This window comes from uncultured Veillonella sp. (genome assembly GCF_905209685.1).
Lineage (GTDB): Bacteria > Bacillota > Negativicutes > Veillonellales > Veillonellaceae > Veillonella.
In genome coordinates, this window is the sequence record NZ_CAJLUB010000010.1 from 1 (window position 1) to 22,662 (window position 22,662).

Sequence of the window (22,662 nt, forward strand, 5' to 3'; positions counted from 1 at the left end):
CGGAAGTAAAAGTAAAAGCAGCTTGTGATAATCCAGATATCCAAAAATTATATGCAGAGTTCTTCGATGGTAAACCTATGAGCCATAAAGCACATCACATGTTACATACAACATTTGTGAGCCGTGCAGAAGACTTAGGCCCTAACGGTGCTTGTACACCTGCTACATGCCCAACATCTGTGCCTAACTTGAAAAAGGCCGCAGAAGCAGCTAAAGCAGCAGCGGAAGCTAATAACTAATAGCTAAAAATAGTTAACCGTAACAATTAACAGTAAATGTAACAGTTAATTATAGTTAGTTGATACATACTATAAAAGCATATATATGGCCTAAGATAAAAGGCAGATAGTTGATATTTCAATCAGCTATCTGCTTTTTTATTTTGAATGTTTAGGGGACTAACTGTATGATATCTAAATGTTGTTGATACTTTCACGGTGATGAATAGTATATATGCCATATACGCATAGAGGTTAAAATATAGAGATTGGTAAATTGTTTAGGAATTATGGTTAGTGTGCTATAATTAAATTATATTTATAGAAGCAATCAATACTGTTTCAGGAGGATCTTCATGGCTTTTAAATTAAAAGGAAAAGAAGAAAAATTTTTCAGTATTTTAGAAAATCATGCTGCTCTTACATATGAAAGTGCAGAGATGATGGAGCGTGTGTTTAAAGGCGAAATCTCTAAAGAAGAGGCTTTTCTTGAAATTGATACAAAGGAAAAAGCTGCCGATGAATTAGTAACCGAAACTGTAGAACGTTTGCGTAAAACATTCATTACCCCAATGGATCGCGAAGATATTCAGCTTCTAATCGACCAATTGGATACTACATTGGATAATATTAAAGAAATCATGGATAAAATGGTTATGTACCACGTTGGTAATCCAAGTGATGGTGCTATCCGTATGAGTGAAATCGTTGTAAAATGCGTTAAACATATTAACAAATCTATTGGTTATATGGGCAGCCTTAAAAAGGACCATGTAAAGGTAGAAGGCCGTGTACACCAAGTATTGAAACTTGAGTCTGAAGCGGATAATATTTACCACGAAGAAATGGCTAAGCTCTTCACTGAGTGTACAGATCCTATTGAAATTATCAAATGGAAGGAAATCCTTAGCGCCATGGAGGATGTAATCGATGGATGCGAAGATTTGGTTGGTACATTCCGCCGGGTAGTATTGAAATATGCTTGAGTCTCATTATTTAGTATGGCTAGTAGTATTTTTAGCATTAGCCTTCGACTATATCAATGGCTTCCACGATACGGCGAACGCCATTGCTACATCTGTTTCGACCCGTGCTATTGAGCCTAAAAAGGCTATTATGATGACGGCAGCACTCAATTTCCTTGGTGCCATGGTTAGTACAGGGGTTGCAAAGACCATCGGTGGCGACATCGTAATGTCTGCATCTCTTATCAATAGTGGAATCATTTCGGCTGCTCTCATCGGTGCCATCACATGGAACTTGCTTACCTGGTATTGGGGGATTCCTAGTTCCTCATCTCATGCTCTTATCGGTGGTATCATCGGTGCTGTAGGCTGGTCCGTAGGCTTTGATGCCTTAAATGAAGCAGGGATCTTAAAGATTTTCTTATCCCTTATTTTATCTCCAGTTGTAGCCATGATTGGTGGCTATATTGTGATGAAAGTATTGTTGCTTATCTTTGGTAGATTCTCTCCAATTACGTTGAATGATAGATTTAGATCCATGCAAGTTGTATCTGCCATCATGATGGCCTTCTCACATGGCTCTAATGATGCGCAAAAGGCGATGGGGATTATTACCTTAACCTTGCTTAGTGGTGGCTTCATTGATACATTGGATGTACCATTATGGGTTAAACTTTGTTGTGCTACGGCTATGGCCATGGGTACAGCAGTGGGTGGTTGGAAAATCATCTCTACGATGGGGACTAAGATTTTCAAACTAGAAACAATTAATGGTTTTGCTGCTGACTTAAACTCTGCTATTACTATTTTTACAGCTACATTCTTACATTTACCTGTAAGTACGACACACGTTGTAAGTGGTTCTTTGCTTGGCGTAGGTTCCTCTAAACGTCTTAAAGCTGTTAACTGGGGCGTAGCAAGATCGATGGTTTTGGCTTGGTTTGTAACAATTCCATTATCTGGTATTGTAGCGGCTATTGCTTATGAAATCGGTCACTTACTATTTGGTTAATAAATAACTATATAAAACTAAAAAAGACTGCGAAAGCAGTCTTTTTTATTTCTCTTGTTTTTAAGAGTTGGATTAATTGAGTTATACAATTTATCAATCAGATTTTAATATTTTTTGTAGTTTATTATGAACCTGTCACTAAAGAATGTAGGCATACACTAGGTTTTAGATACTATATTCTATAAAAGCGATTTATCTATATTTGGCAACATTAATGTTAGATTTCAAGTTGAATATAGCGAAATGCTTATAAATATGTGCTTTTCTTGATTATGCATTTTATTAATAAATGCGGTTTATTACTTGTTTAATAGTTGTTTTAGGACTGTTTATAATGAATAACTATTGCATACTTATGTAACGGAGGTTATACTATCGGTAGAAGGAGTTTTTCAAGTGAAAAGTGAGGTATGTATATGGCATGGGGTGGAACTAGACGCGGTGCCGGGCGCCCACGTAATCCGATTAAACGTATTGGTAGAACCATTCGACTTAGTGATGAAGAGTTTCTTTCACTCAAACCATTAATTATGGCCATCAAGGCCAATAATGATAAACGCTATAGGCAACAATGTACTAGAAATGTATAAATAGGCATTGTCACAGCATATACAACATAATAAACTTTTAATCTATTTTACAATAACCCATTATTTAAATCTTTCAACTACAACACATCTCTACTCTCTAACAATATGCTGTGTGCAATACAAGCAGTACGAAGAAGGTCCCAATTCAATGAATTGGGACCTTTTCCGTTACATATAGTATATGTCACAGTATATTTAACTACCTAGGACAAATACTATCTAATACTATATATAATTTTATTAACTTATAGGACTAGTTAATAGAATACTTTCATAGCTGAGTAAATCGTTAGTCGATTTTTACGCCGTGAATTTCTTCAGCTAAACGTTTTAAAGCATCTACTGTACGAACGCCAGGTGTGATCTCAGATAGTTTTACACGAATGAAATGACCTTCTTTTACAGCAGTGATATCTTGAAGTTGAGGGTTAGATTTGATTTTTTCAATTTTTTGTTGGAAATCATCATCGTTGCGAATGGAGTTACCATAGTCAGCAATAATAATGTAATCAGGATTTTGAGCAATTACAGTTTCCCAAGAACCTTTAGCCCATGTTTTATCAACGCCTAAACCGCTCATTACGTTATCAGCGCCGATAAGTTTCAAGATGTTTGTAGTATAACCTTCGAAGGCTGTGAATGGTTGGCCATCTTCAGAGTCATAAATGAATACCCGTTTACGAGGTAAGTCTTTTAATTTGGCTTGGATAGCTTCTAACGTTTTACGTTGACTTGCAACCCATTCTTCAGCTTTAGGTTTAACGCCGAAGATTTCTCCTAATTTAATCATGTCATTAAAGTTAGTTTCTAAATCTGCTTTTGTAGACAACATGGATTCAGGAAGCCAGATGTTAACCTTTTGAGCAATCATTTTATCTGCAGGAATAGCGCGTTTGCTGAAGGAGTCAGGCCAGCCTGTTGCAAAGTCAGGCTTTACAGACATGAATACTTCGTAGGACGGCCATTTGTCGGATAATACTTTTACCTTGTCATAGGCTGCTTGTAGAGGTGGATAGATTTCTTCTTCTTTGAAAGCTGTACCAGCCATCTTGTCTTCAAGACCTAGTTGAAGCATCATTTCTGTAGTTGCTTGGGACATGGATACTGCATGGGTAGGAGCGGATTTTACAGCAAAGTCAGTTTTAGTACCGTCAAATGTTTCACTCCATGTTACCGCATTACTATTATCAGCAGCGTTCTTCGTTGTGTCAGAACCACAACCAGCAATAGCAAAGGTTGCGCATGCCATAGCGACTAATAACAATTTTTTTGATTTTCTTAATTTTTGGAACATAGTAAGCCCTTTCTTTGGAATTAATAATATAAATGATAGCGCCCTTCATCCCAAGATGTTTTGAAAGAAACTTCAAATATGGGTTCAAGAATTTCAGGTGTTAATACCTCGGTAGGGGACCCTTCCTTTAAGATGGTTCCCTTGTTCATAATCACCACATGATCACAATACTGAGCAGCCAAATTCAAGTCGTGTAAGACTACGATGGTTGTGCCTTTAAACGCTCGCAATTGTTTCATCAGTGCTACCTTATATTTCATATCTAGATGGTTTGTAGGTTCATCTAAGAGTAGAATTTGAGGCTCTTGAGTCAATGCTTTGGCGATGAATACACGTTGCTTTTCGCCACCTGATAAATGATGAATTTCTTCATCTGCTAAATGAGTAATACCTACTTCATGCATATAATGTTCAGCGATTTTTACATCCTCTGAGCTATATGTGCCAAAGTGTTGTTTGTAAGGATAGCGCCCCATAAGAACGATATCTTTTACAAGAAAATCATCGATCATAGAATCTCTTGATTGTGTTAGAACGGCTACTAATTGAGCAAATTCTCGGCCTTTATATGATTCTAAAGGTCTTTGATTCAATATGATTTTATCTTTAGATGGTAGTAGTCGGTACAGATGGCTCAGTAATGTGGACTTACCACATCCATTCGGGCCAATGATGGCTGTAATTTTATTACTAGGAAATGTTACAGAAATATTCTTTAACACTTCTTTCTTCTCATAGGAGAAGGACAACTGATTAATTTGATACATAGTATCTCCTATAGATATGATATACACTAACCATTGTGTTTATAACGATTCATAATAATCCAAATGAATAATGGAGCCCCTAGTAGGGATGTGAGAACCCCAATAGGGATTTCTTCTGGACTATAGAGGGCCCTAGATAATACATCGGACCAAATCATCACAATACTGCCGATGAGTGTACTGAATAATAAGGTGTTTTTGTGCTTTGGACCGCCTATGATTCTCGCTAAATGGGGAATAATAAGACCAATAAATCCAACTACACCGACCTTGGATACTAATGTGGCAATAACAATAGAGGATATAATGACGATGCTCAACTGTAACTGTTTTACGGATAAGCCCATTTGAGCTGCTTCATGATTACCTAGTAGCAGTACGTCTAAATCTTGGTTAAACAGATAGATATATAGCATAAATAACGCCACAATTATGGTGGTTAGCGGTAGGTCACCCCATTGTATACCGGCAAAGCTACCTAATAACCAGAACATAGCACTTCGCACTTGTGCTTCGTGTTTGGCCCCGTAAATAATCATCATAGTTAGAGCCGAGAATATACCAGTCATACCCATACCGATGAGGATGAGCTTTACAGGACTATTACTTTTACCAACACAAAGCAATACCAAGATAATAGAGAGGGCCGCACCTAGAGCCGCAAAAATAGGTGTGTTATAGGCACCTAATAGCGGTAGACCTCCCATGATAATGGCGAATACAGCGCCTGTACTAGCACCTGATGAAACACCTAGTACATAGGGGTCAGCTAGTGCATTTCGCGTAACTGTTTGCATTAGTAGACCAACGAGGGATAAGCCTATACCTGTTAAGACTGAGTAGATGAGCCGAGGTAATCGTATATCCGTAATAATCGTATCTGTCATTGTGGCCGTTGCATTGGGATCAGCCATAGACATAAGAGCCTGAATGATTTGATCCAAAGGAATAAACGTAGATCCAAATTGCAACGCCGTTACCAATGAAATACATAGTATTACACATAGTATTAATGCTTTTATAGATGTTTGCATAAAATCTCCTTATTCTATTTTATAGGTAATATAACCTTATCTAAGTATAGAGAATTTTCTATATATATACAATATACATACACGTATGGGTATTGTGTACAGTGTATAAAATTCCATAGAAATTATTGTTGCTACAGGAAAAGAATAAAATTTAAGATAGGATTATTGTATTAATAAAAATTCATGATAATAATTAGATATTCATTTATAGAATTTTTTGTAATACATTATAAAAATAAACAGTAAAATGTTTGTTATATTCGTTTTTATAGCCTTATTCCTATTTTGTTATATGAAAAAATTCACAGAATGGATATAATAAAAGTATGTACGTAAGTAAATTCAGGAGGTGTTAGCTTGTTACAAGATTTACTATCTGAGGATAATGTATCTTTTCATTATCCTGCAGAAACGTGGGAAGAGGTAATTCGTCACGGTGGCCAACTCATGGTTGATGCTGGTTTCACTGATCCATCTTATACGGAGGTTATGGTAGAGGTAGTGCGTGAAATGGGGCCATATATTGTATTGGCACCAGGTCTTGCGATGCCACATGCTCGTCCGGAAAATGGGGCAAAACGTGTAGGTACTGCATTGGTAACCTTGGAAAAACCATTGAATTTTGGTAGTCCTGACAATGATCCTGTTTCTGTTGCGTTGTTTTTATGTGCTCCAAATAAGGATGAACATATTCAGTTGTTGACAGATATTGCTACATTATTTGAGGATGATGAGTTTTTAGATGCGGCCGCTGATTTTGAAAGTATCGAAGATGTACAAGCATTCTTGGCAGAGCATTTAGAAGATCAAGAATACGTTTAGTAGGAGGCAAGTATGATTTCTGTATTAACTGTATGCGGTAATGGCATTGGTTCTAGCTTGATGCTAAAAATGAAAATTGAAGAAATCTGTGCTGAAAATGGTATTGATGCACAAGTTGAATCTATTGATTTTAATGCCGCACAAGGCCGTAAAGCGGACCTTATTGTAACTGTAAAAGAATTGGCTGAACAATTTGAAGACAAGAATGTGGCTATTGTTCGCAGCTATATTAATAAAAAGAAAATCACAGAAGATATTCTTGATGCATTAAAACAAGCAGCTCAATAAGATGTAACAACTATATATAGGAGGTAGTGCCATGGAAATGGTATTAGAGTTCTTACGTGATGTGCTGTCTCAACCAGCACTTTTGATTGGTATTATGTCATGTATTGGCTTGATTGCCTTGAAACGTCCGTTTCATAAGGTCATGACTGGTACGTTGAAACCTATTCTTGGCTACTTAATGCTCGCAGCTGGTGCAGGTGTTATCGTTAACAACCTTGATCCACTAGGTAAGATGATTGAGCATGGCTTCCATATTACTGGTGTAGTACCAAATAACGAAGCTATCGTGGCTGTAGCACAAAAGGTACTTGGCGTTGAAACGATGTCTATTCTCGTAGTAGGCTTATTGATGAACTTATGTATTGCTCGTTTCACCAAGTTCAAATATGTGTTCTTAACAGGTCACCACAGCTTATTTATGGCTTGTCTTATGTCTGCCGTACTCGGTACAGCTGGCTTGTCCGGTATGGAACTCATCCTTGTAGGTGGTTTCTTGATGGGCGCTTGGTCTGCTATTTCTCCAGCAATTGGTCAAAGCTATACATCTAAGGTTACAGAGGGCGATGAAATTGCCATCGGTCACTTTGGTAGCTTAGGTTACTATTTATCCGCTTGGGTAGCTAAATATGTTGGTAAAGCAGACGATAGTACAGAAGACATTGAAATTCCAGAAAAATGGGGCTTCTTACGTGATTCTACATTATCTACAGCATTAACTATGATTGTATTCTACTTGATTGCAGCCTTTGCAGCAGGTTCTGAGTTTGTAGCTACTTTATCTGGTGATATGAGTCCTTACTTATATGCTGTTATGAGCGCTATGAACTTTGCTGTAGGTGTAACAATCGTATATTCTGGTGTACGTATGATCTTAGGTGACTTGATTCCTGCTTTCCAAGGTATTGCTACAAAAATTATCCCTAATGCAATTCCAGCAGTAGACTGTGCCGTATTCTTTACTTATGCTCCAACGGCTGTAGTATTGGGATTCATTAGCTCCTTTATCGGCGGTATCATCGGCATGCTTATCCTTGGTGCTGTAGGTGGTGTATTGATCATTCCTGGTCTTGTACCTCATTTCTTCTGTGGTGCAACAGCAGGCATTTATGGTAATGCTACAGGTGGTCGTCGTGGTGCAGCAGTAGGTGCATTCCTTAATGGTTTGGCTATTACCTTCTTACCAGCATTGGCATTGCCAGTTCTTGGTCAATTAGGTTTCCAAAATACAACATTTGGTGATGCAGACTTTGCAGTAATGGGTCTTGTATTAGGTCATGCATTCGAATGGATCGGTATGGCTGGCATCTATGGTATCGTAGCCATTGCAGCTCTTGTACTTATTATTCCAAACTTTATTAAAACAAAAGGTAAAGTTATTAATTACGTAGAAGAGGAGTAATGAAAACAACTGAGCAACATAGTAATGTGGTTGTGCGATATATATTCTTGACTATTGGAGCAATCAGTTTTGGTCTCGGTACAGCAGGAATTGTAATACCACTATTGCCAACAGTTCCTTTTTATATGCTTACTTTATTTTGTTTAGCTCGAGGATCGGAACGCTTTCATAGAATGTTCTTAGAATCTAGTTTATATCAAAAGACTGTTGGTGCTTATGAACGCGATAAAGCGTTAACGTTGCGGACAAAGTTGTCCATTCTCTTATCTGTGAGTACAATAATGGCGATTGGTGCGTATTTTAGTCAAGATATGCCCATTGCACTTGGTGTTATGGCCTTTGTATGGCTTGGTCATGTTATAGCATTAGTCTTTATTGTAAAAACAAAAAAATAAAAACTTTCAAACATAATTCTAAATATAGCCTCGTAAACTACATTGGTTTAGTTTACGAGGCTTTTTTATAATTCTTAGCTTTGATGAAGGTAGTGGCCAGAGACTAATATATATATTAGAATATTAGAAAATATGGCTTTATTTAGATAAAATAGCATAAACTTATATTTTTAAAGAAAAAATGAATTATTACAAAAATTAATTTGACAATGAATATCAATAAGTATACTATGATAATTGTGTAAGTGATAATTTATATAGTATTTGTGTATATGGTGATAGTATGAATCCACATAATCATGCAATTTCACATGCAGGACTTACTATGTCGAGACATACGGTGTTTGACGGTATCGATCTATTATTTCTGGATGTGAAAGAAGAGTCGGTTCAATTTTATGCTAAATCACATACCAAGACATTTGCCATAAATCATTGTGAAGAGGGGCGCATCGAGTGTAAGTTTACATCTGGGGAATATTTATATATGGGGCCAGGAGATATGTCATTAGGATGGCATACTCATGCTGACTACCAACATAAAAATTATTTCCCTACAAAACTTTTTAAGGGAATTGTATTACTCGTAGATGTAGAAAAAGCGCAACCTGTATTGGATTCGCTTGTTACTGAGTCACGTATTAATTTAACAAGCCTAGCTGAACGATTTTGTGAGCATTCTGAGTACGGTATGATGATGGAAGAAACTGAATCGGTTAGACAGATTTTTTCTAGCTTATATAAAGTGCCTGACCAAATCAAAGGGCACTATTTTAAATTAAAGGTTATTGAGATCTTTTTGTTATTATCTGTAATTTCTACGAGTAATAATGAAAAGAGAGCAACCTATCGGAAACAGCAGGTTGATATTGTGAAAGCTGTTAACGAATATGTATCTACTCAGTTTATGAAGCGTATTACAATTGAGACATTATCTGAACAATTTGATGTACCTACGTCTACATTAAAACGATGTTTTAAGGGCGTATATGGTACGACGATACATCAATATTTAAAAGAATGTCGTATTAATGCGGCTAAGAGGTTACTCCATGAAACGGATCAATCGATTCTAGAAATTGCTAATGCCGTAGGCTATGAGAATGGCAGTAAGTTTACTAGTGCCTTTAAAGAGGCTACTGGTGTAACTCCAAGTGCTTATCGTAAGATATAACAATTTAATATTGTCCGAAACGTATATTTTTGGTCTTTTCGGAGTAGATATGCAAGATACACTTTGCTAACATTAAAATGTAAATGATATTCAATGTCATTATATGTTGGTAGAGTGTATCTTTTTATTTGAGAGTGAAAGATACAAAACATATAATTAGTTAAAATTTTAGGAGGGCACAATGGATCGGTGGGGACATACAAAGCGCGCCATAATTCTGTCTAGTGCAGTTGCCTTATGGCTTAGCGCACCTCTTGTAGTATGGGCTGAGAATGCAACCGTTACTACAGATGTTGTTCATGTTAAAGGAACATGGGCAGAAGAAGCAGCCAAATTAGACTCACAGCAAGTGCAAATCATTACCAAGAAAGATATTGAGAAAAAGCAGGCGAAGTCCGTCGAAGATATTATTTTTACACAAACTGGCGTCTCTAGAACTGTAGATGCTATGGGCCGTGTAGGTGTATCTATTCGTGGTGCAGAAGCGCGTCACACACTTATTTTAGTAGATGGTCAACCAGTACTAGGCGATTTTGATAAGTACTCCGGTGCAGCAGATGAAGTTCAACGGTTAGGTACAGAAAATGTTGAACGCATTGAGGTTATCCAAGGGGCAGCCAGTGCAAAATACGGTTCAGATGCTATTGGTGGTGTTGTTAACATCATCACAAAAAAAGCACAGAAGAAACCGACCTTACAATTAAACGCAGAGGGTATGCGTCGTAAGAGTGATGGTGATACATTCCCATTCCAAAACTTCTTTATTCGTGCCGACTCTGGTCAAATGGGTAAGTTAAAGGTTGGTTTGTCAGGCAGTAAACGTGATCTAATGCCTGTTTTAGCATCCGTTAAACGTCGAGATTCTGGCATGGCTTTTGATTATGCAAAACATAATTTTAAGCCAAATGTACTTCGTTATTATGGTGATGCGGCTGATATCGGTCTTGTAGCAACCTACGAAGCTAATGATAAGAATAAATTTGAAATGCGACTTAACCGCTACACAGAAGACCTTGTACGCGATGTTAAGCACTCCGACTCTGATTTAGAGCCTCAACAACATTTCAAACGTACCGCAGACCGCAATACGGCTAATTTACAATGGTCCTCCCGAGCAGGCAAAAGCGATTGGACTGTTGAAACTAACTACTCCCGCATTAAAGAAAATGATGTAGCCCTCATTAGCTATACAGGTCGCTCCGCCTATGAAGGCTCCAATGAGTTGCGTTATATCGATAACATCGATCATCGTCAATTGGATATTCGAGCTAATGCGAATACACAGCTTAATAAAAATCATTTGCTTAGCTACGGCGTGAGCTACGCTCGTGAAGAAGGTTCTGGTAGCCGCTTAAAGAGTTCTCCTAATACAAGTACCATGTACATTGATCCTTGGGATTACGATAAGAGCTTGTTAGTGGATAAACTAGACCGCCTTGTAAGACGTAAAGGCGATAATAGCATCAAGGTTTACTCTCATATCCACGACTATAAATTCATTAATTCCGGTGTTGGTATGCCGCAATGGGATATGGATTATGAATACTATGGTGCAGAAACAGATGCTCAAAAACCAGGTATAACTTATGATGACTATATAAACTATGGTTTGTCTGAAAGTAGATTAAGTGATTGGTCTAGTACATCTCCTAATAATCAACCTGTAACAGATGAGTTTAAAGCTCGTTATAAGGCTTTAGAAGATCGTTTGAAAGCAGAAAATCCAGTATTATCTGCAACACGTGCCAATATTGTAGGTGATTACTTTAAATACGGCGAGTCCAATGATCCGGAAATGCGTAAAAAAGCACCTAAGCTAAATGGTAAAGCCTTTTTAGAAGAATATCGTAGCCGTGATCAACGCTTAACAACTGGTAGCGGTACAATTCGCAAGTTAAATGCTTATGTTTCTGATACATGGCAGGTAAATAAGAATTTAACATTATCCCCAATTCTTCGCTTTGATAACAGCAGCTTATTTGGTTCTAATTTATCTGCGTCCTTAGGGATGACCTATAACGTTAAAGGCAATACACATCGCAGGTTTAAAGCCAATGTAGGTACTGGTTATACAGAGCCTGGTATGGGTGAATTGTGGTATAACTGGGAAATGTACGCTTCTAACCCTGTAGGGATTGGTGTAGCGAAACTCGGTTGGTACTGGGCTGGTAATCCTAATTTGAAACCTGAAAAATCTGTCAACTTTGATATGAGCTTGGAAGGTGAAAATAAAAATACTTATGCGCGCGTAGGCGTATTCCACAACCGCATCAAGAACTATATGTCTGTATACTTCACAGGGGACTTCATGGACTTTGCACCATACCTCAAAGGCGATGCGAAGTACCAACGGGCACCAGATATGATTTACAGCTTTAAAAATATTGGTAAAGCAGAAATCACAGGTGTTCAAGCGGAAGTACAACAAAAGTTCGGCAAATATTGGTCTGGTAAGTTAGGGTATACATACTTGCATGCCATCAACAAGAGTGATCCAAGTATGCCTCGTCAATTGCTTGATAAACCAATGCACAAAGTTGACATCGGCATTACTTATGACAATCCTAAATCCGGTTGGAATGGCTCCATTTGGGGTGATTATTATATCAACATGCTTGATAGTAATACCCTTAACAATGGCGGTAACTACTGGCCAGATATCTTATCTGGTGATGCAGGCGTATATAAGAAGCAAAGCTATGAAAAGAAAACATTTGGCATTTGGAACGTAATGGTTCAAAAACGATTTAACAAAAATGCCATGATGTACTTTGGCATCAATAATATCTTTAACCATCGCGATGATGACCGTGCTACGCAAGAACGCGTGTATCGTGTAGGGGTTAACCTTAAATTTGGTGGTGGAGACAGTAGTAAAACGACAGCTATCGGTAAGACTAAAGATGGTGCAAAAGGTAGCATAGCAGGTTCAAATGTAACGGGTACTAATGGGGAAGTTACAAATGCTGAATCCGGTGTACAAAACGTATCTGACGTGGTTCGCTTAACTGACTTTATTCGTTCTGATTTCGACACTACTAAAGAACGTGGTGTTACATTAGTTGGCGACTACAGAGCACGTTGGATGGCACATGATGGCTCTAATAGACCACAATCTCCATTTAGAGAAAATTCCGCTATTGGCTCTGCAAAAGCTAATATGTACGATGCCAATCGTCATAGCTTTGAACAACGCTTGCGCCTAGGCTTCGATGCTCGCCTTAATGAGTTCACAAATCTTAAAGTTATCGGTAGTGCAACTGGTATGAGCGGTGTTGATACAAGCTGGACACAATCCGATTCTAAAGGCTTTAACCATCAACGAATCGACACAGTTGATCTCACAAGACGCGTTAAAAAATGGGATGTATCGGTAGGTCGCTTAACAGAACCTATGGGGGCTAGTGGTTACTGGTTTGGTCAATCTTATGATGGCGTTCGTGCCGTTTGGAATGGTCATGACTCACAAGTTCGTATTGGTGTTGGTACTTTCAAACATAGTACAGGCATTACTGATTCGGCTTATACTCATGCAGTACATGAAGTTATTTATAGACCGCCAACAGCGGCTGAATTGATTGGTATCAATCGTGATGAATATCCATATGATATCAACAGTGCTACAAAAACTGGCTCTGATGGTGAGAAAAAATCTACAGAGGATGCAGCAGCACCAGATAGTCCTAATGGTATATATGATTCTACTTACAAAGGTAAGACAGATAGCATCTACTTCTATCAACAGCTTAAAGGCTTACAAGATGAATATGAGGCTTATAAGGAGTCATTAGATCTTAGCTGGAGCAATCCAAACCGCGATCAAGAAATGGCTAAAGCTGATGCTAAGCTAAAAGAGACTCAACAAAAACAAGCTCAAATCATGGGCCATTTACAAGATATTCTTACAAAAGCATATCCTACAGATATGGCTGGGAAGAAATTCTCCCTCGATATTCCATCTGGTGGTTATGCAATGTATGAAATCACTAATAAGCATACAGGAGAAAAACTCTATAAGACAGGGGACATTATGTATAATGTGAACTCTTCCTTATATCCTGAATACTTAAAAGAAAAGGCTAAAGGTCTTATCGTATCAACCGATAATAAAGACGCCTTACTAAATCCTAAGGCTTATGTTGAAAAACATAGTGATGAAATCAATCAATCCGTAGCAGAAATTGCAAAATATAATGCTACAGATAACTGGAGTAACTATAACAATAGTGAGCTTGATGTTGTTTGGGTTAAACAGCCAGATGGTACTTTCAAACAATCCTATGATTACTATGGACAACCATCTAGTGATTATGAGTTCACTGGTTATTTAGGTGCTAAAACGTATAAATACGATAGTGGTAGCTATGTATTTAGCGATTATGATGCTAAAGATGCGATTTATAAAAAGAACTTTACAATGGCCTCTAACGACTGGGGTGAAGGTAGTTCTGATTATGGTTGGGGCATGACACCAGCAATGTACAACTATTTATATAATCTTGAAAAAGTTGTACATGATGCAGAGTCTGAAAATAAATTACCTCGTGAAGCAATAGGCAAGATCATCGGTAATTTGATTCGTACAGAAGGTGTAGTTCTTGAAAAAGATACTGTACCGGCCATTGATAAAGCGGCCTTTGTTCAATATAAGAAACAAATAGGCTCTCGTCTTGGGTTACAAGCCTGGTACTTACGTTCCTTTGGTGGTAAAACACATACCTATTTAAATGCAAATGGTAACGGCAATGATGAATATAACTTCTCAAATGTAGCTCAAGTATTCGGTATTGGCGCTAAATACCAATTAGGTGCTAATGCTTCTGTTACCGTTGATTACGGTCAAAACCGTTCTAACCTAGGGCGTTACTTAAATGGTAATACGGTATATCAACATGAACGGGGCACAGCAGACTTTGCTCTTAAAGGTCATCAAATGGGTGGTACACCTCATTTCTGGATGGCCCGCTTAGACATTGGTCGTGCTGATCTTGATGTTCCAAAATCTTGGAATGCATTCATCGACTATAAATACTTTGAACATGGTTCATTCTTTGGCGGTAATGGTACTGGTGCTGTACCAGATCGTTATCTCGATGGTATTCGTAGCTTTACATTTGGTGCGGGCTATGTACCACGCAAGGATTTACTCCTTGAAGCATTCTATACATTTGATGCGAAGGGCACTAATAAACGAGATACTTTATATGGTAGTGAAAGCTTTAAGTTAGGCGATTATACAAGAATTCAAGGGACCTACAGGTTCTAATGTTCAGTCTGTAAATAGGCAGAAAGGTTACTAAAATGGAAAATTTAAATTATGTCATTCACTTGTTTCATAGTGGCGGGTATGTAATGTATCCATTATTACTCTTGTCTTTCATGGTTATCGCTATTGCTGTAGAACGGGCTTTCTTTTATCATAAGTATTCAGGTAAGACATTTGTTGTTACACATGCAGTCAATGAACTAGCAAAATTACAAAAGTGGGACGAAATTGATAAAGTAATCAAAGAAAACCCATCTATTGCAAGTCGCATTGCAGAAGCTGGTCTACATAATGCTTCTAGCGAAGAAGCAATGAAAACGGCCTTTGCTGATCAAATGGGTGTTGATGCGGTTGGTTTCCGTAAATATATGGATTACCTTAGCGCTACTGTTACAATCTCCCCATTATTAGGCTTACTTGGTACTGTTACAGGTATGATTGGTTCCTTTAGTATTCTCGATGCTGGTGCTGGTGCATCCGCTATTACTGGTGGCGTTGGTGAAGCCCTTATTGCCACAGCTTCTGGTTTGTGTGTAGCCATCATGGCATTTATTGTGTACACATTCTTTAGCCATCGTTTAGATTCCATTATTAATCAAATCGAAGGTATGTGTGTGAACATCGTTAGTGCTAAGCGAGAAGGGTGGAATTAATTATGAACCTACAAAGCTTTCGTATGAAAACAAAGCCTGAATTCATGATTATCCCAATGATTGATATTATTTTCTTCTTGTTGGTATTCTTCATGATGAACAGCTTGCAAACAGTTGCTCAAAAGGCGTTATCCGTGCAATTACCACAAGCTACAAGTGCCTCTGCACCGGCTCAATTACCTGTAGTACTTACATTGGATGCAGAAGGACATATTACAATTGATAATAAGCCAATGAGCATTGATGATGCTGAAGCCATGGTTAAACAGCGTATTCAAGAAAATCCAAATGCTAGCGTTATTTTACAAGCTGACAAACGCGCTGCTCATGGTCAAGTTGTAGCGATTATGGATATGTTAAAACAATCTGGCGTTAAACGCTTGGCTATTGCAGCTGAACAGAAAGGATAACTATGGGACTAGGCATATCATGGAAAAAAGCAGCCATTATATCCGCCATAGTTCATCTCATTGCTCTCTTTGTTGCCGTAATCTTTTTCGTAGTAGTTCCAGCAATTCAAGATATGGAAACGTATGAGATCGACCTCACACAAAGTGTACTCGATGATGGCGGCAGCGGTCATGCTGGTGGAGGTGGCGGGAACAGGTCTGACCTATTCCCAAAACCGTTGTCAGCAGATGAAGTGGCGGCAAGAACAAAGGCTGTTGTAGCGAATATAGATCCATCTACTGTAACAGATATTCCTGATGCAGTAGATATACCCCCGAAAGGCGGCGAACATAAAGGTAATACCTCTGGTGATAATTCTGCAGGTGGTTCCGGCCCTGGTACAGGTGGTGGCTCTGGCGGTGGTAACGGTACAGGTGTTGGCACTGGTAATGACGATGGTCAAGGTCAGGGGAATGGTAACGGTGACGGCCCTGGTAAAGGTGATGGTCATGGTACGGTAAAAGCAGTCTTTGATAAGGCAGGTTTCTACGCTGCAGTAGATAGTCAAAAACAAATTCCATATGCAGCGATTAAACGTAAAATGAACGTAGATATTACCATTTTGGTATCGGCTCGTTTGGATACGGATGGAAACCTAATTAGCCTTACACCATTAAGTGGCGGTGATGAAATCTTTGTAGAGGCTGCTCTTGATGCAGTACGCCGCGCCACACCGTATCCAAATCATACAGGTGATATTCAACCAGTAGAGGTTCCTGTACACTTTGTTGTACAAGCCGATGGTGAAGATGAAGAAGAATAGACTTATGTAAGTAATAAACTTATCTTAGAATTAAAGGAGATAATTATGAAATCCATTATTTTATATTCTTCCCTCACGGGAAATACTAAAAGCGTAGCGGAAGCAATGGCTTCCGTCATGCCTGAAGGTACGCCTTGCGTTCCTGTAAAAGAGGCGCCTGAGAATTTAGCTGATTATGACACTGTGTTCGTAGGTTTCTGGGTAGATCGCGGTACAGCGAATAAAGAGGCTGCCAAATTGATTGAAACCTTAACAAATCCTAATATTGTATTCTTTGCTACCTTAGGCATGTATGCAGATTCCGATCATGCTCGTGAAAGTATCGAAAAAGCATCCGAGTTATTACAAAACAAGGAATCCCTTGTAGATGGCTTCGTATGCCAAGGTAAAATCGATCCTAAAGTCATCGAAATGATGTATAAAATGTTCCCACCTGGATCTGCTCATGGTCAAAGCCCTGAACGCGATGCGTTGCACAAGGCGGCTGAGACACATCCTGATGAACAAGACTTTGCAAATGCAAAAGAATTTACAAAATCTGTACTTGCAAAGTTGCAAGCCTAAACTGAAAGGGGATTGGAGTATGAGTTTAGCAAGTTTCTTTGAATCCATTCCGGAGAAGCAACGGAATTTACAACTAGGTTTAGAATGCGATAATCCGATGAGTGGTGCATTCCCTCATAAACGGGTTGTTCATGCAGGGCTTAATGGTATTCTTGTGTCCCCAAAGGAAACACAAGCCGTTTGGAATACCTTAATGAATGGCACACCTAAAAAAGGTGAAATGCAATGCGCCTATATTCACATTCCGTTTTGTAAGACAAAATGCACATACTGTGGGTTCTTCCAAAATGGTACAAGTCAAAACGTGGAGGATCAATACATTGATGGTCTTATTAGTGAATTAAAGCTCGCTAGTGAACGTCCTAGATTAAAAGATGGTTTAATCCATGCCTTGTTTATCGGCGGTGGCACGCCAACATCATTGTCTCCAGCAAACTCTGAAAGATTGTTGAAAGCTATCAAAGCGTATTTGCCACTAGCTAATGATTATGAATTGACCTTGGAAGGTCGTATTCACGATTTGATTCCTGAAAATCTTGACGTATGGATGGCAAATGGCGTTAACCGTATGTCCATTGGTGTACAATCTTTCAACACAGAGGTACGCCAAATGGTGGGACGTTTAGATACAAAAAAAACCGTATTAGAGCGGTTAGCAGCTTTAAAAGCCTATGGACAATGTTCCGTTGTTATCGACTTGATTTACGGCTTACCAGGACAAACTATGGAGGTTTGGGAACAAGATTTGGCTGATCTAGTAAGCTCTGGTGTAGACGGTGCGGACCTTTACCAATTAAATGTATTTGATGGTAGTGATCTTAATAAAGATATTGCAAAAGGCAAGGTGCCCGCAGCAGCTACAACAGCTATGCAAGGGGATATGTTCGAGTTTGGTCGCAAATACTTAGACGAGCGTTCCTATCGTCGATTGAGCGCGGCTCACTGGAGTGCGAATAACCGTGAACGTAGCTTGTATAATATCTTAGCTAAAGCTGGTGTTCCGATGTTCCCATTCGGAAGTGGTGCCGGTGGTAATGTCGATGGGTACGGCATGATGTTACATCGTGCATTAAAACCATACGAAGATATGCTTAGTCGCGGTGAAAAACCATTTATGGCGCTCATGAAGCAAAGCGATTTACAACCTATCGTAAATCAGGTGGTAAGCCAGCTTGAACAAGGTTTCCTCAATATTAAGAGCTTAACTGAATTAGATGCAAAACTAGATGAATTAAACTGGCTTTATAAATTATGGGAAAAACGTGGTCTCGTAGCTTACAATGGTTTGCTTTATAAGTTGACTGCAGCCGGTGAATTCTGGACTGTAAATCTTACACAAAGTACATTAGAAGCCGTTGAATATATCATGACAGGTAAAAACTCCTTCGCTATGGAGGCTGTGGCTGCTCAAGATACTAAAACAACGTCTAAAGATAATCCTAATCAAGAGGTACGTGGCATTGGCCAAGGTAAAGCTAATATTTCGGTACCAACTGATGAGGATTCAGAAGCACAACGCAAGGAAGCTCTCATTGCAAAAGCAAAAGCAGAAATCGCCAAAAGTGGTGCTTCTGGTGAGTCAGCTAATCGAATGGTACAAGCTATGTACAATTTGAGTGCTGATGAAATTGAATATATGATGGAACGTATGATGTCTTAAATTTATAGTACACCTTGAATCTAACAACCCTTTTCAATAACAACATATACTAAACAAGACATAGTACGTGACATATAGTACTCTTTGTAGTACAGAGAAACCCTAGACATTAGTCTGGGGTTTACTTTTTATAGAACGAAATGTATTCTGTAATTATATGAATCACTAATAAGAAAATGGGCTATCTTATGGATATGCCTTTGGGAGGTTAGTATAAGTATGTTTCCTCAAAAAAATATAGATATTGTAGGCATTGGGGCTAGTACGCTAGATCGATTTATCGTAGTGGATCATTACCCAACAGGCCGAGAGGTACAGCAAGTGGTTTCATCTACTACTGATGGTGGTGGCCCTGTAGCAACAGCGTTAGCAGTAGCCGGTAAATATGGTGCCAGTACTGCTATGATTGATAGCATTGGCGATGATATGGTAGGCCGTCATATTTTAGATGACTTTGAAAAATACAATGTAAATACAGATGCAATCCAAGTTGAAAGCGGTGCTAGAAGTGGTGTTGCTACCATTCTTGTAAAATATAGCACAGGGGAACGGGCCGTGTTTTTTGAACGCTCTACAGCTGTGGAACCAGAATTTTTAGATTCTCATAAACGGTTAATTAATGATTCTATGATTTTGCATATTAATGGACGTCATAGAATACTCATGTGCGCTGCTATGGATGTAGCAAAGGATGTGGGTACCATTATTTCCCTTGACGGTGGTGCACAGCGCTACGACGAAGAGATGAAACCGATTACAGAGGCGAGTCATATCGTCATTGTAGCCCGTGATTACGCTGAAAAATATACAGGTACTACTAATCTAGAAGAGGCTTGTCGTATCATTCATGAACGAGGAGCACTCGTAGCAGGGGTTACAGACGGTGCTAATGGTAGTTATTTTGTGTGGCCTGATGGCACTGCCTATCGTTGTGAGCCGTTTTCTCAAGACTCTGTCGTTGATACAACAGGGGCGGGGGATAGTTTCCATGGTGCCTTTTTAGCTAAACTTTCTAATATTTTACATAGTGAGAGTGCTAAAGTAAGTTCGACGAATGCGGTTCAAGGTGATACCTCTTTATGTATTATTGAGTTACTTAAAGGCTGTGCCCATAGTGACTTGGAAAAAGCGGCTACCTTTGCGTCTGCCGTAGCGTCTTTAAATACACAAGGTATTGGCGGGCGCAGTCCTTTGCCGAGCCTAGAACTAGTTCATAAACTAATGGGATTGGAGTAAGGTCGTATGTGGCATGATATTTCACATTCTAATGTACAACGATATATGCAACAAAATCCCTATCGATTATTAGCGCTTAGCTTTTTAGGGGTTATGTTTATAGGCACGATGTTGCTTATGTTGCCTATTTCAAGTACTCATGGGCAAACAACAACACTTGTAGATGCAGCTTTTACAGCGGTATCCTGTGTTTCCGTAACTGGACTTGCTACAGTAGATACGTATTATCATTGGTCTCTATTTGGCAAAATTGTTATGGTCATACTGATTCAGCTCGGTGGACTGGGGATTGTCTCTTTTACAACTATCATTGCCTTGCTTTTAGGTAAACGGGTAGGCCTAAAAAATCGGTTGCTATTGTCAGAAGATGTGGGACAAGAGGGAATGACAGGGCTATTACATATTACGAAAAAATTAACCTTGTATACCTTTGCCATTGAAATTATTGGCGGCATAATTTATACGATTCAGCTATATCCCTATATTGGGTACGCTGCATTGTATACAGGAATTATGCAAGCCATCTCTACCTTCTGCAATGCAGGCTTTGTATTTTTTGACAATGATCTACCATATGCCATGGTAGGGGATGTATTATTTAATATTAATACAATGGCTCTTATTGTTATCGGTGGTTTTGGGTACCTAGCAGCCTTTGATATATGGTCACACCGAAAGGTACGACGATTTGTGGATTTAAAATTACATACCAAAATCATGCTTGTTGGTACCATATTCTTAATTTTCTTAGGTGCCATCATTTTCTTAGGTGTTGAATGGTCTAACCCTAAAACCTTTGGACCGTTACCTATATGGAACAAAATCATGGCTTCTTTGTTCCAAGCCATTACACCTCGTACAGCAGGTATTGCAACGGTTGATTATAATGCATTGCATCCTATTACCCTGTTTGTTACCATCATTCTTATGTTTATCGGGGCAGGCCCAAACTCTACTGGTGGGGGCGTAAAAATTAGTACGGTAGCAGTAGCGATTCTTTCATCCTGTACATTGTTTAACAACCGACCAGATACAGAGATTTTTGAACGGCGCATTTCGTTAGTAACTGTGCTAAAAGCAAATGGGATCATCTTTTTATCCATTCTTCTCGTATTACTAGCCACATGTTACCTTGCTTGGGATGAACCTTACGATTTTATTCGTCTACTATTCGAGGTTACATCTGCCTTTGGTACTGTAGGACTTACAACGGGGATTACGCCTAATTTATCTGAAAGTAGCAAATGGGTCTTAATGCTTGTCATGTTTACAGGACGTGTAGGTGTTATGACTGTTATCGGTACATGGGCTCTTAGAACAGCACCAACTAAACCGATTAGTTATGCGGAAGAGAATGTACTCTTATAGCTGAAAATAATTGCTATTTTGTAGAGGAGATATAGTATGAAATACAAAACAATTGCTGTCATTGGTCTTGGTCGATTTGGAACAACTGTGGCTAAGATGTTAGCATCCATGAAACATGAAGTGTTAGGTGTAGATATTAATCCTGAAATCGTACAAAAGGTTTCACCTTATGTAACACATGCCATTGTGGCAGATACGACTGATGAAGAGGCCATTAAAGCATTGGCCTTAAGTCAGTTTGATATGATTATCGTTGCTATTGGTGATAATCTTCAAGCTAATCTTATGACTTCTATGTTGTTGAAAGAAATGAACATGCCATATGTAGTTTCAAAAGCTGAGAATAGCTTACAAGGTAAGATGCTTAAGAAGATTGGTGTAGATTTGGTTATTTATCCGGAGTATGATGTAGCACAACGATTAGTACAATCATTAACACGAGAGCATGTGATGGATTATTTACAGCTTTCTAAAAATATTAGTCTCATTGAGGTGGTTATGCCTCAATTTATGGTTGGATCTTGCTTAAAGGACTCTAATTTGCGTGAGAAATACAATCTTAATGCAGTAGGAATTAGACGAGGTGAGGAATTAGAAGTTCCGCCAAATCCGACTACAATTCTTTCAGCATCGGATAAATTATTAGTAATTGGGAATAATTCTGATTTAGATGCGTTAACGGTGTAGTAAGTATACGAAAGAAATATAATTATATCGAAAAAATGTGATACAATAAAAATAGAA

The 22,662-nt window shown here is 38.6% G+C and carries 21 protein-coding genes; 18 read left to right on the forward strand and 3 right to left on the reverse strand.

Going from position 1 to position 22,662, the window contains the following annotated elements; genetic code table 11:
• The 4 genes from QZ055_RS01835 to QZ055_RS01850 form a co-directional block, all read left to right on the forward strand.
• Positions 1–239: iron hydrogenase small subunit (locus tag QZ055_RS01835; RefSeq protein WP_295824276.1), on the forward strand; the 239-nt coding region annotated here is incomplete at its 5' end.
• A gap of 335 nt (positions 240–574) precedes the next feature.
• Entirely contained in the window at positions 575–1,204 is a 630-nt protein-coding gene (locus QZ055_RS01840) for a DUF47 domain-containing protein (protein WP_105089528.1), read from the forward strand.
• Complete coding sequence (locus tag QZ055_RS01845; RefSeq protein ID WP_295824277.1) at positions 1,197–2,195, forward strand: inorganic phosphate transporter; 999 nt, start codon at positions 1,197–1,199, stop codon at positions 2,193–2,195. Before QZ055_RS01840 ends, QZ055_RS01845 begins: the two co-directional genes overlap by 8 nt.
• Positions 2,196–2,611: 416 nt before the next feature.
• Complete coding sequence (locus QZ055_RS01850) at positions 2,612–2,785, forward strand: hypothetical protein (RefSeq protein WP_005385712.1); 174 nt, start codon at positions 2,612–2,614, stop codon at positions 2,783–2,785.
• A 289-nt stretch (positions 2,786–3,074) separates the two neighbouring features.
• On the opposite strand, the gene QZ055_RS01855 is transcribed toward QZ055_RS01850, so the two are convergent.
• Genes QZ055_RS01855 through QZ055_RS01865 form a run of 3 tightly spaced genes read right to left on the reverse strand, consistent with a single transcriptional unit; the run spans position 3,075 to position 5,880 of the window.
• Complete coding sequence (locus tag QZ055_RS01855) at positions 3,075–4,079, reverse strand: ABC transporter substrate-binding protein (protein WP_295824279.1); 1,005 nt, start codon at positions 4,077–4,079, stop codon at positions 3,075–3,077.
• Positions 4,080–4,099: 20 nt separating this feature from the next.
• Entirely contained in the window at positions 4,100–4,846 is a 747-nt protein-coding gene (locus QZ055_RS01860; RefSeq protein ID WP_295824281.1) for an ABC transporter ATP-binding protein, read from the reverse strand.
• Between the two features lie 26 nt (positions 4,847–4,872).
• A complete protein-coding gene (locus QZ055_RS01865; protein ID WP_295824283.1) occupies positions 4,873–5,880 on the reverse strand; it encodes an iron ABC transporter permease in 1,008 nt (335 codons plus the stop codon).
• Positions 5,881–6,237: 357 nt separating this feature from the next.
• On the opposite strand from QZ055_RS01865, the gene QZ055_RS01870 reads away from it, so the two are divergent.
• The 14 genes from QZ055_RS01870 to QZ055_RS01935 all read left to right on the forward strand — a co-directional run bounded on the left by QZ055_RS01870 (position 6,238) and on the right by QZ055_RS01935 (position 22,605).
• Positions 6,238–6,702 carry a PTS sugar transporter subunit IIA gene (locus QZ055_RS01870; protein WP_295824284.1) on the forward strand — a complete coding sequence of 155 codons (465 nt, stop codon included), beginning with the start codon at positions 6,238–6,240 and terminating at the stop codon, positions 6,700–6,702.
• A gap of 12 nt (positions 6,703–6,714) precedes the next feature.
• Positions 6,715–6,990 (forward strand): PTS sugar transporter subunit IIB, encoded by a 276-nt coding sequence (locus tag QZ055_RS01875; protein WP_005385725.1) that lies wholly within the window; start codon positions 6,715–6,717, stop codon positions 6,988–6,990.
• A 31-nt stretch (positions 6,991–7,021) separates the two neighbouring features.
• A complete protein-coding gene (locus tag QZ055_RS01880) occupies positions 7,022–8,389 on the forward strand; it encodes a PTS ascorbate transporter subunit IIC (RefSeq protein WP_105089523.1) in 1,368 nt (455 codons plus the stop codon).
• Positions 8,389–8,784, forward strand: a complete 396-nt coding sequence (locus tag QZ055_RS01885) for a YbaN family protein (RefSeq protein ID WP_295824287.1) — start codon at positions 8,389–8,391, stop codon at positions 8,782–8,784. Before QZ055_RS01880 ends, QZ055_RS01885 begins: the two co-directional genes overlap by 1 nt.
• Positions 8,785–9,067: 283 nt before the next feature.
• A complete protein-coding gene (locus tag QZ055_RS01890) occupies positions 9,068–9,958 on the forward strand; it encodes an AraC family transcriptional regulator (protein ID WP_005385728.1) in 891 nt (296 codons plus the stop codon).
• Between the two features lie 181 nt (positions 9,959–10,139).
• Positions 10,140–15,224, forward strand: a complete 5,085-nt coding sequence (locus tag QZ055_RS01895) for a TonB-dependent receptor domain-containing protein (RefSeq protein ID WP_295824289.1) — start codon at positions 10,140–10,142, stop codon at positions 15,222–15,224.
• Positions 15,225–15,259: 35 nt separating this feature from the next.
• Complete coding sequence (locus QZ055_RS01900) at positions 15,260–15,877, forward strand: MotA/TolQ/ExbB proton channel family protein (protein ID WP_295212421.1); 618 nt, start codon at positions 15,260–15,262, stop codon at positions 15,875–15,877.
• A gap of 2 nt (positions 15,878–15,879) precedes the next feature.
• On the forward strand, positions 15,880–16,287 hold the full coding sequence (locus QZ055_RS01905; protein WP_004698605.1) for a biopolymer transporter ExbD: 408 nt from the start codon (positions 15,880–15,882) through the stop codon (positions 16,285–16,287).
• A 2-nt stretch (positions 16,288–16,289) separates the two neighbouring features.
• Positions 16,290–17,090 (forward strand): energy transducer TonB, encoded by an 801-nt coding sequence (locus QZ055_RS01910; protein ID WP_295824291.1) that lies wholly within the window; start codon positions 16,290–16,292, stop codon positions 17,088–17,090.
• Positions 17,091–17,135: 45 nt separating this feature from the next.
• On the forward strand, positions 17,136–17,654 hold the full coding sequence (locus tag QZ055_RS01915) for a flavodoxin family protein (protein WP_009351304.1): 519 nt from the start codon (positions 17,136–17,138) through the stop codon (positions 17,652–17,654).
• A 19-nt stretch (positions 17,655–17,673) separates the two neighbouring features.
• Positions 17,674–19,314: a heme anaerobic degradation radical SAM methyltransferase ChuW/HutW gene (gene hutW / locus QZ055_RS01920; protein ID WP_295824293.1), complete on the forward strand. Its 1,641-nt coding sequence runs from the start codon at positions 17,674–17,676 to the stop codon at positions 19,312–19,314.
• 213 nt (positions 19,315–19,527) lie between these two features.
• Positions 19,528–20,550: a PfkB family carbohydrate kinase gene (locus QZ055_RS01925; RefSeq protein WP_363178597.1), complete on the forward strand. Its 1,023-nt coding sequence runs from the start codon at positions 19,528–19,530 to the stop codon at positions 20,548–20,550.
• A gap of 6 nt (positions 20,551–20,556) precedes the next feature.
• Positions 20,557–21,918 (forward strand): TrkH family potassium uptake protein, encoded by a 1,362-nt coding sequence (locus QZ055_RS01930; RefSeq protein ID WP_295824296.1) that lies wholly within the window; start codon positions 20,557–20,559, stop codon positions 21,916–21,918.
• Positions 21,919–21,954: 36 nt separating this feature from the next.
• Complete coding sequence (locus QZ055_RS01935; protein ID WP_295824298.1) at positions 21,955–22,605, forward strand: TrkA family potassium uptake protein; 651 nt, start codon at positions 21,955–21,957, stop codon at positions 22,603–22,605.
• Positions 22,606–22,662 lie beyond the last annotated feature (57 nt).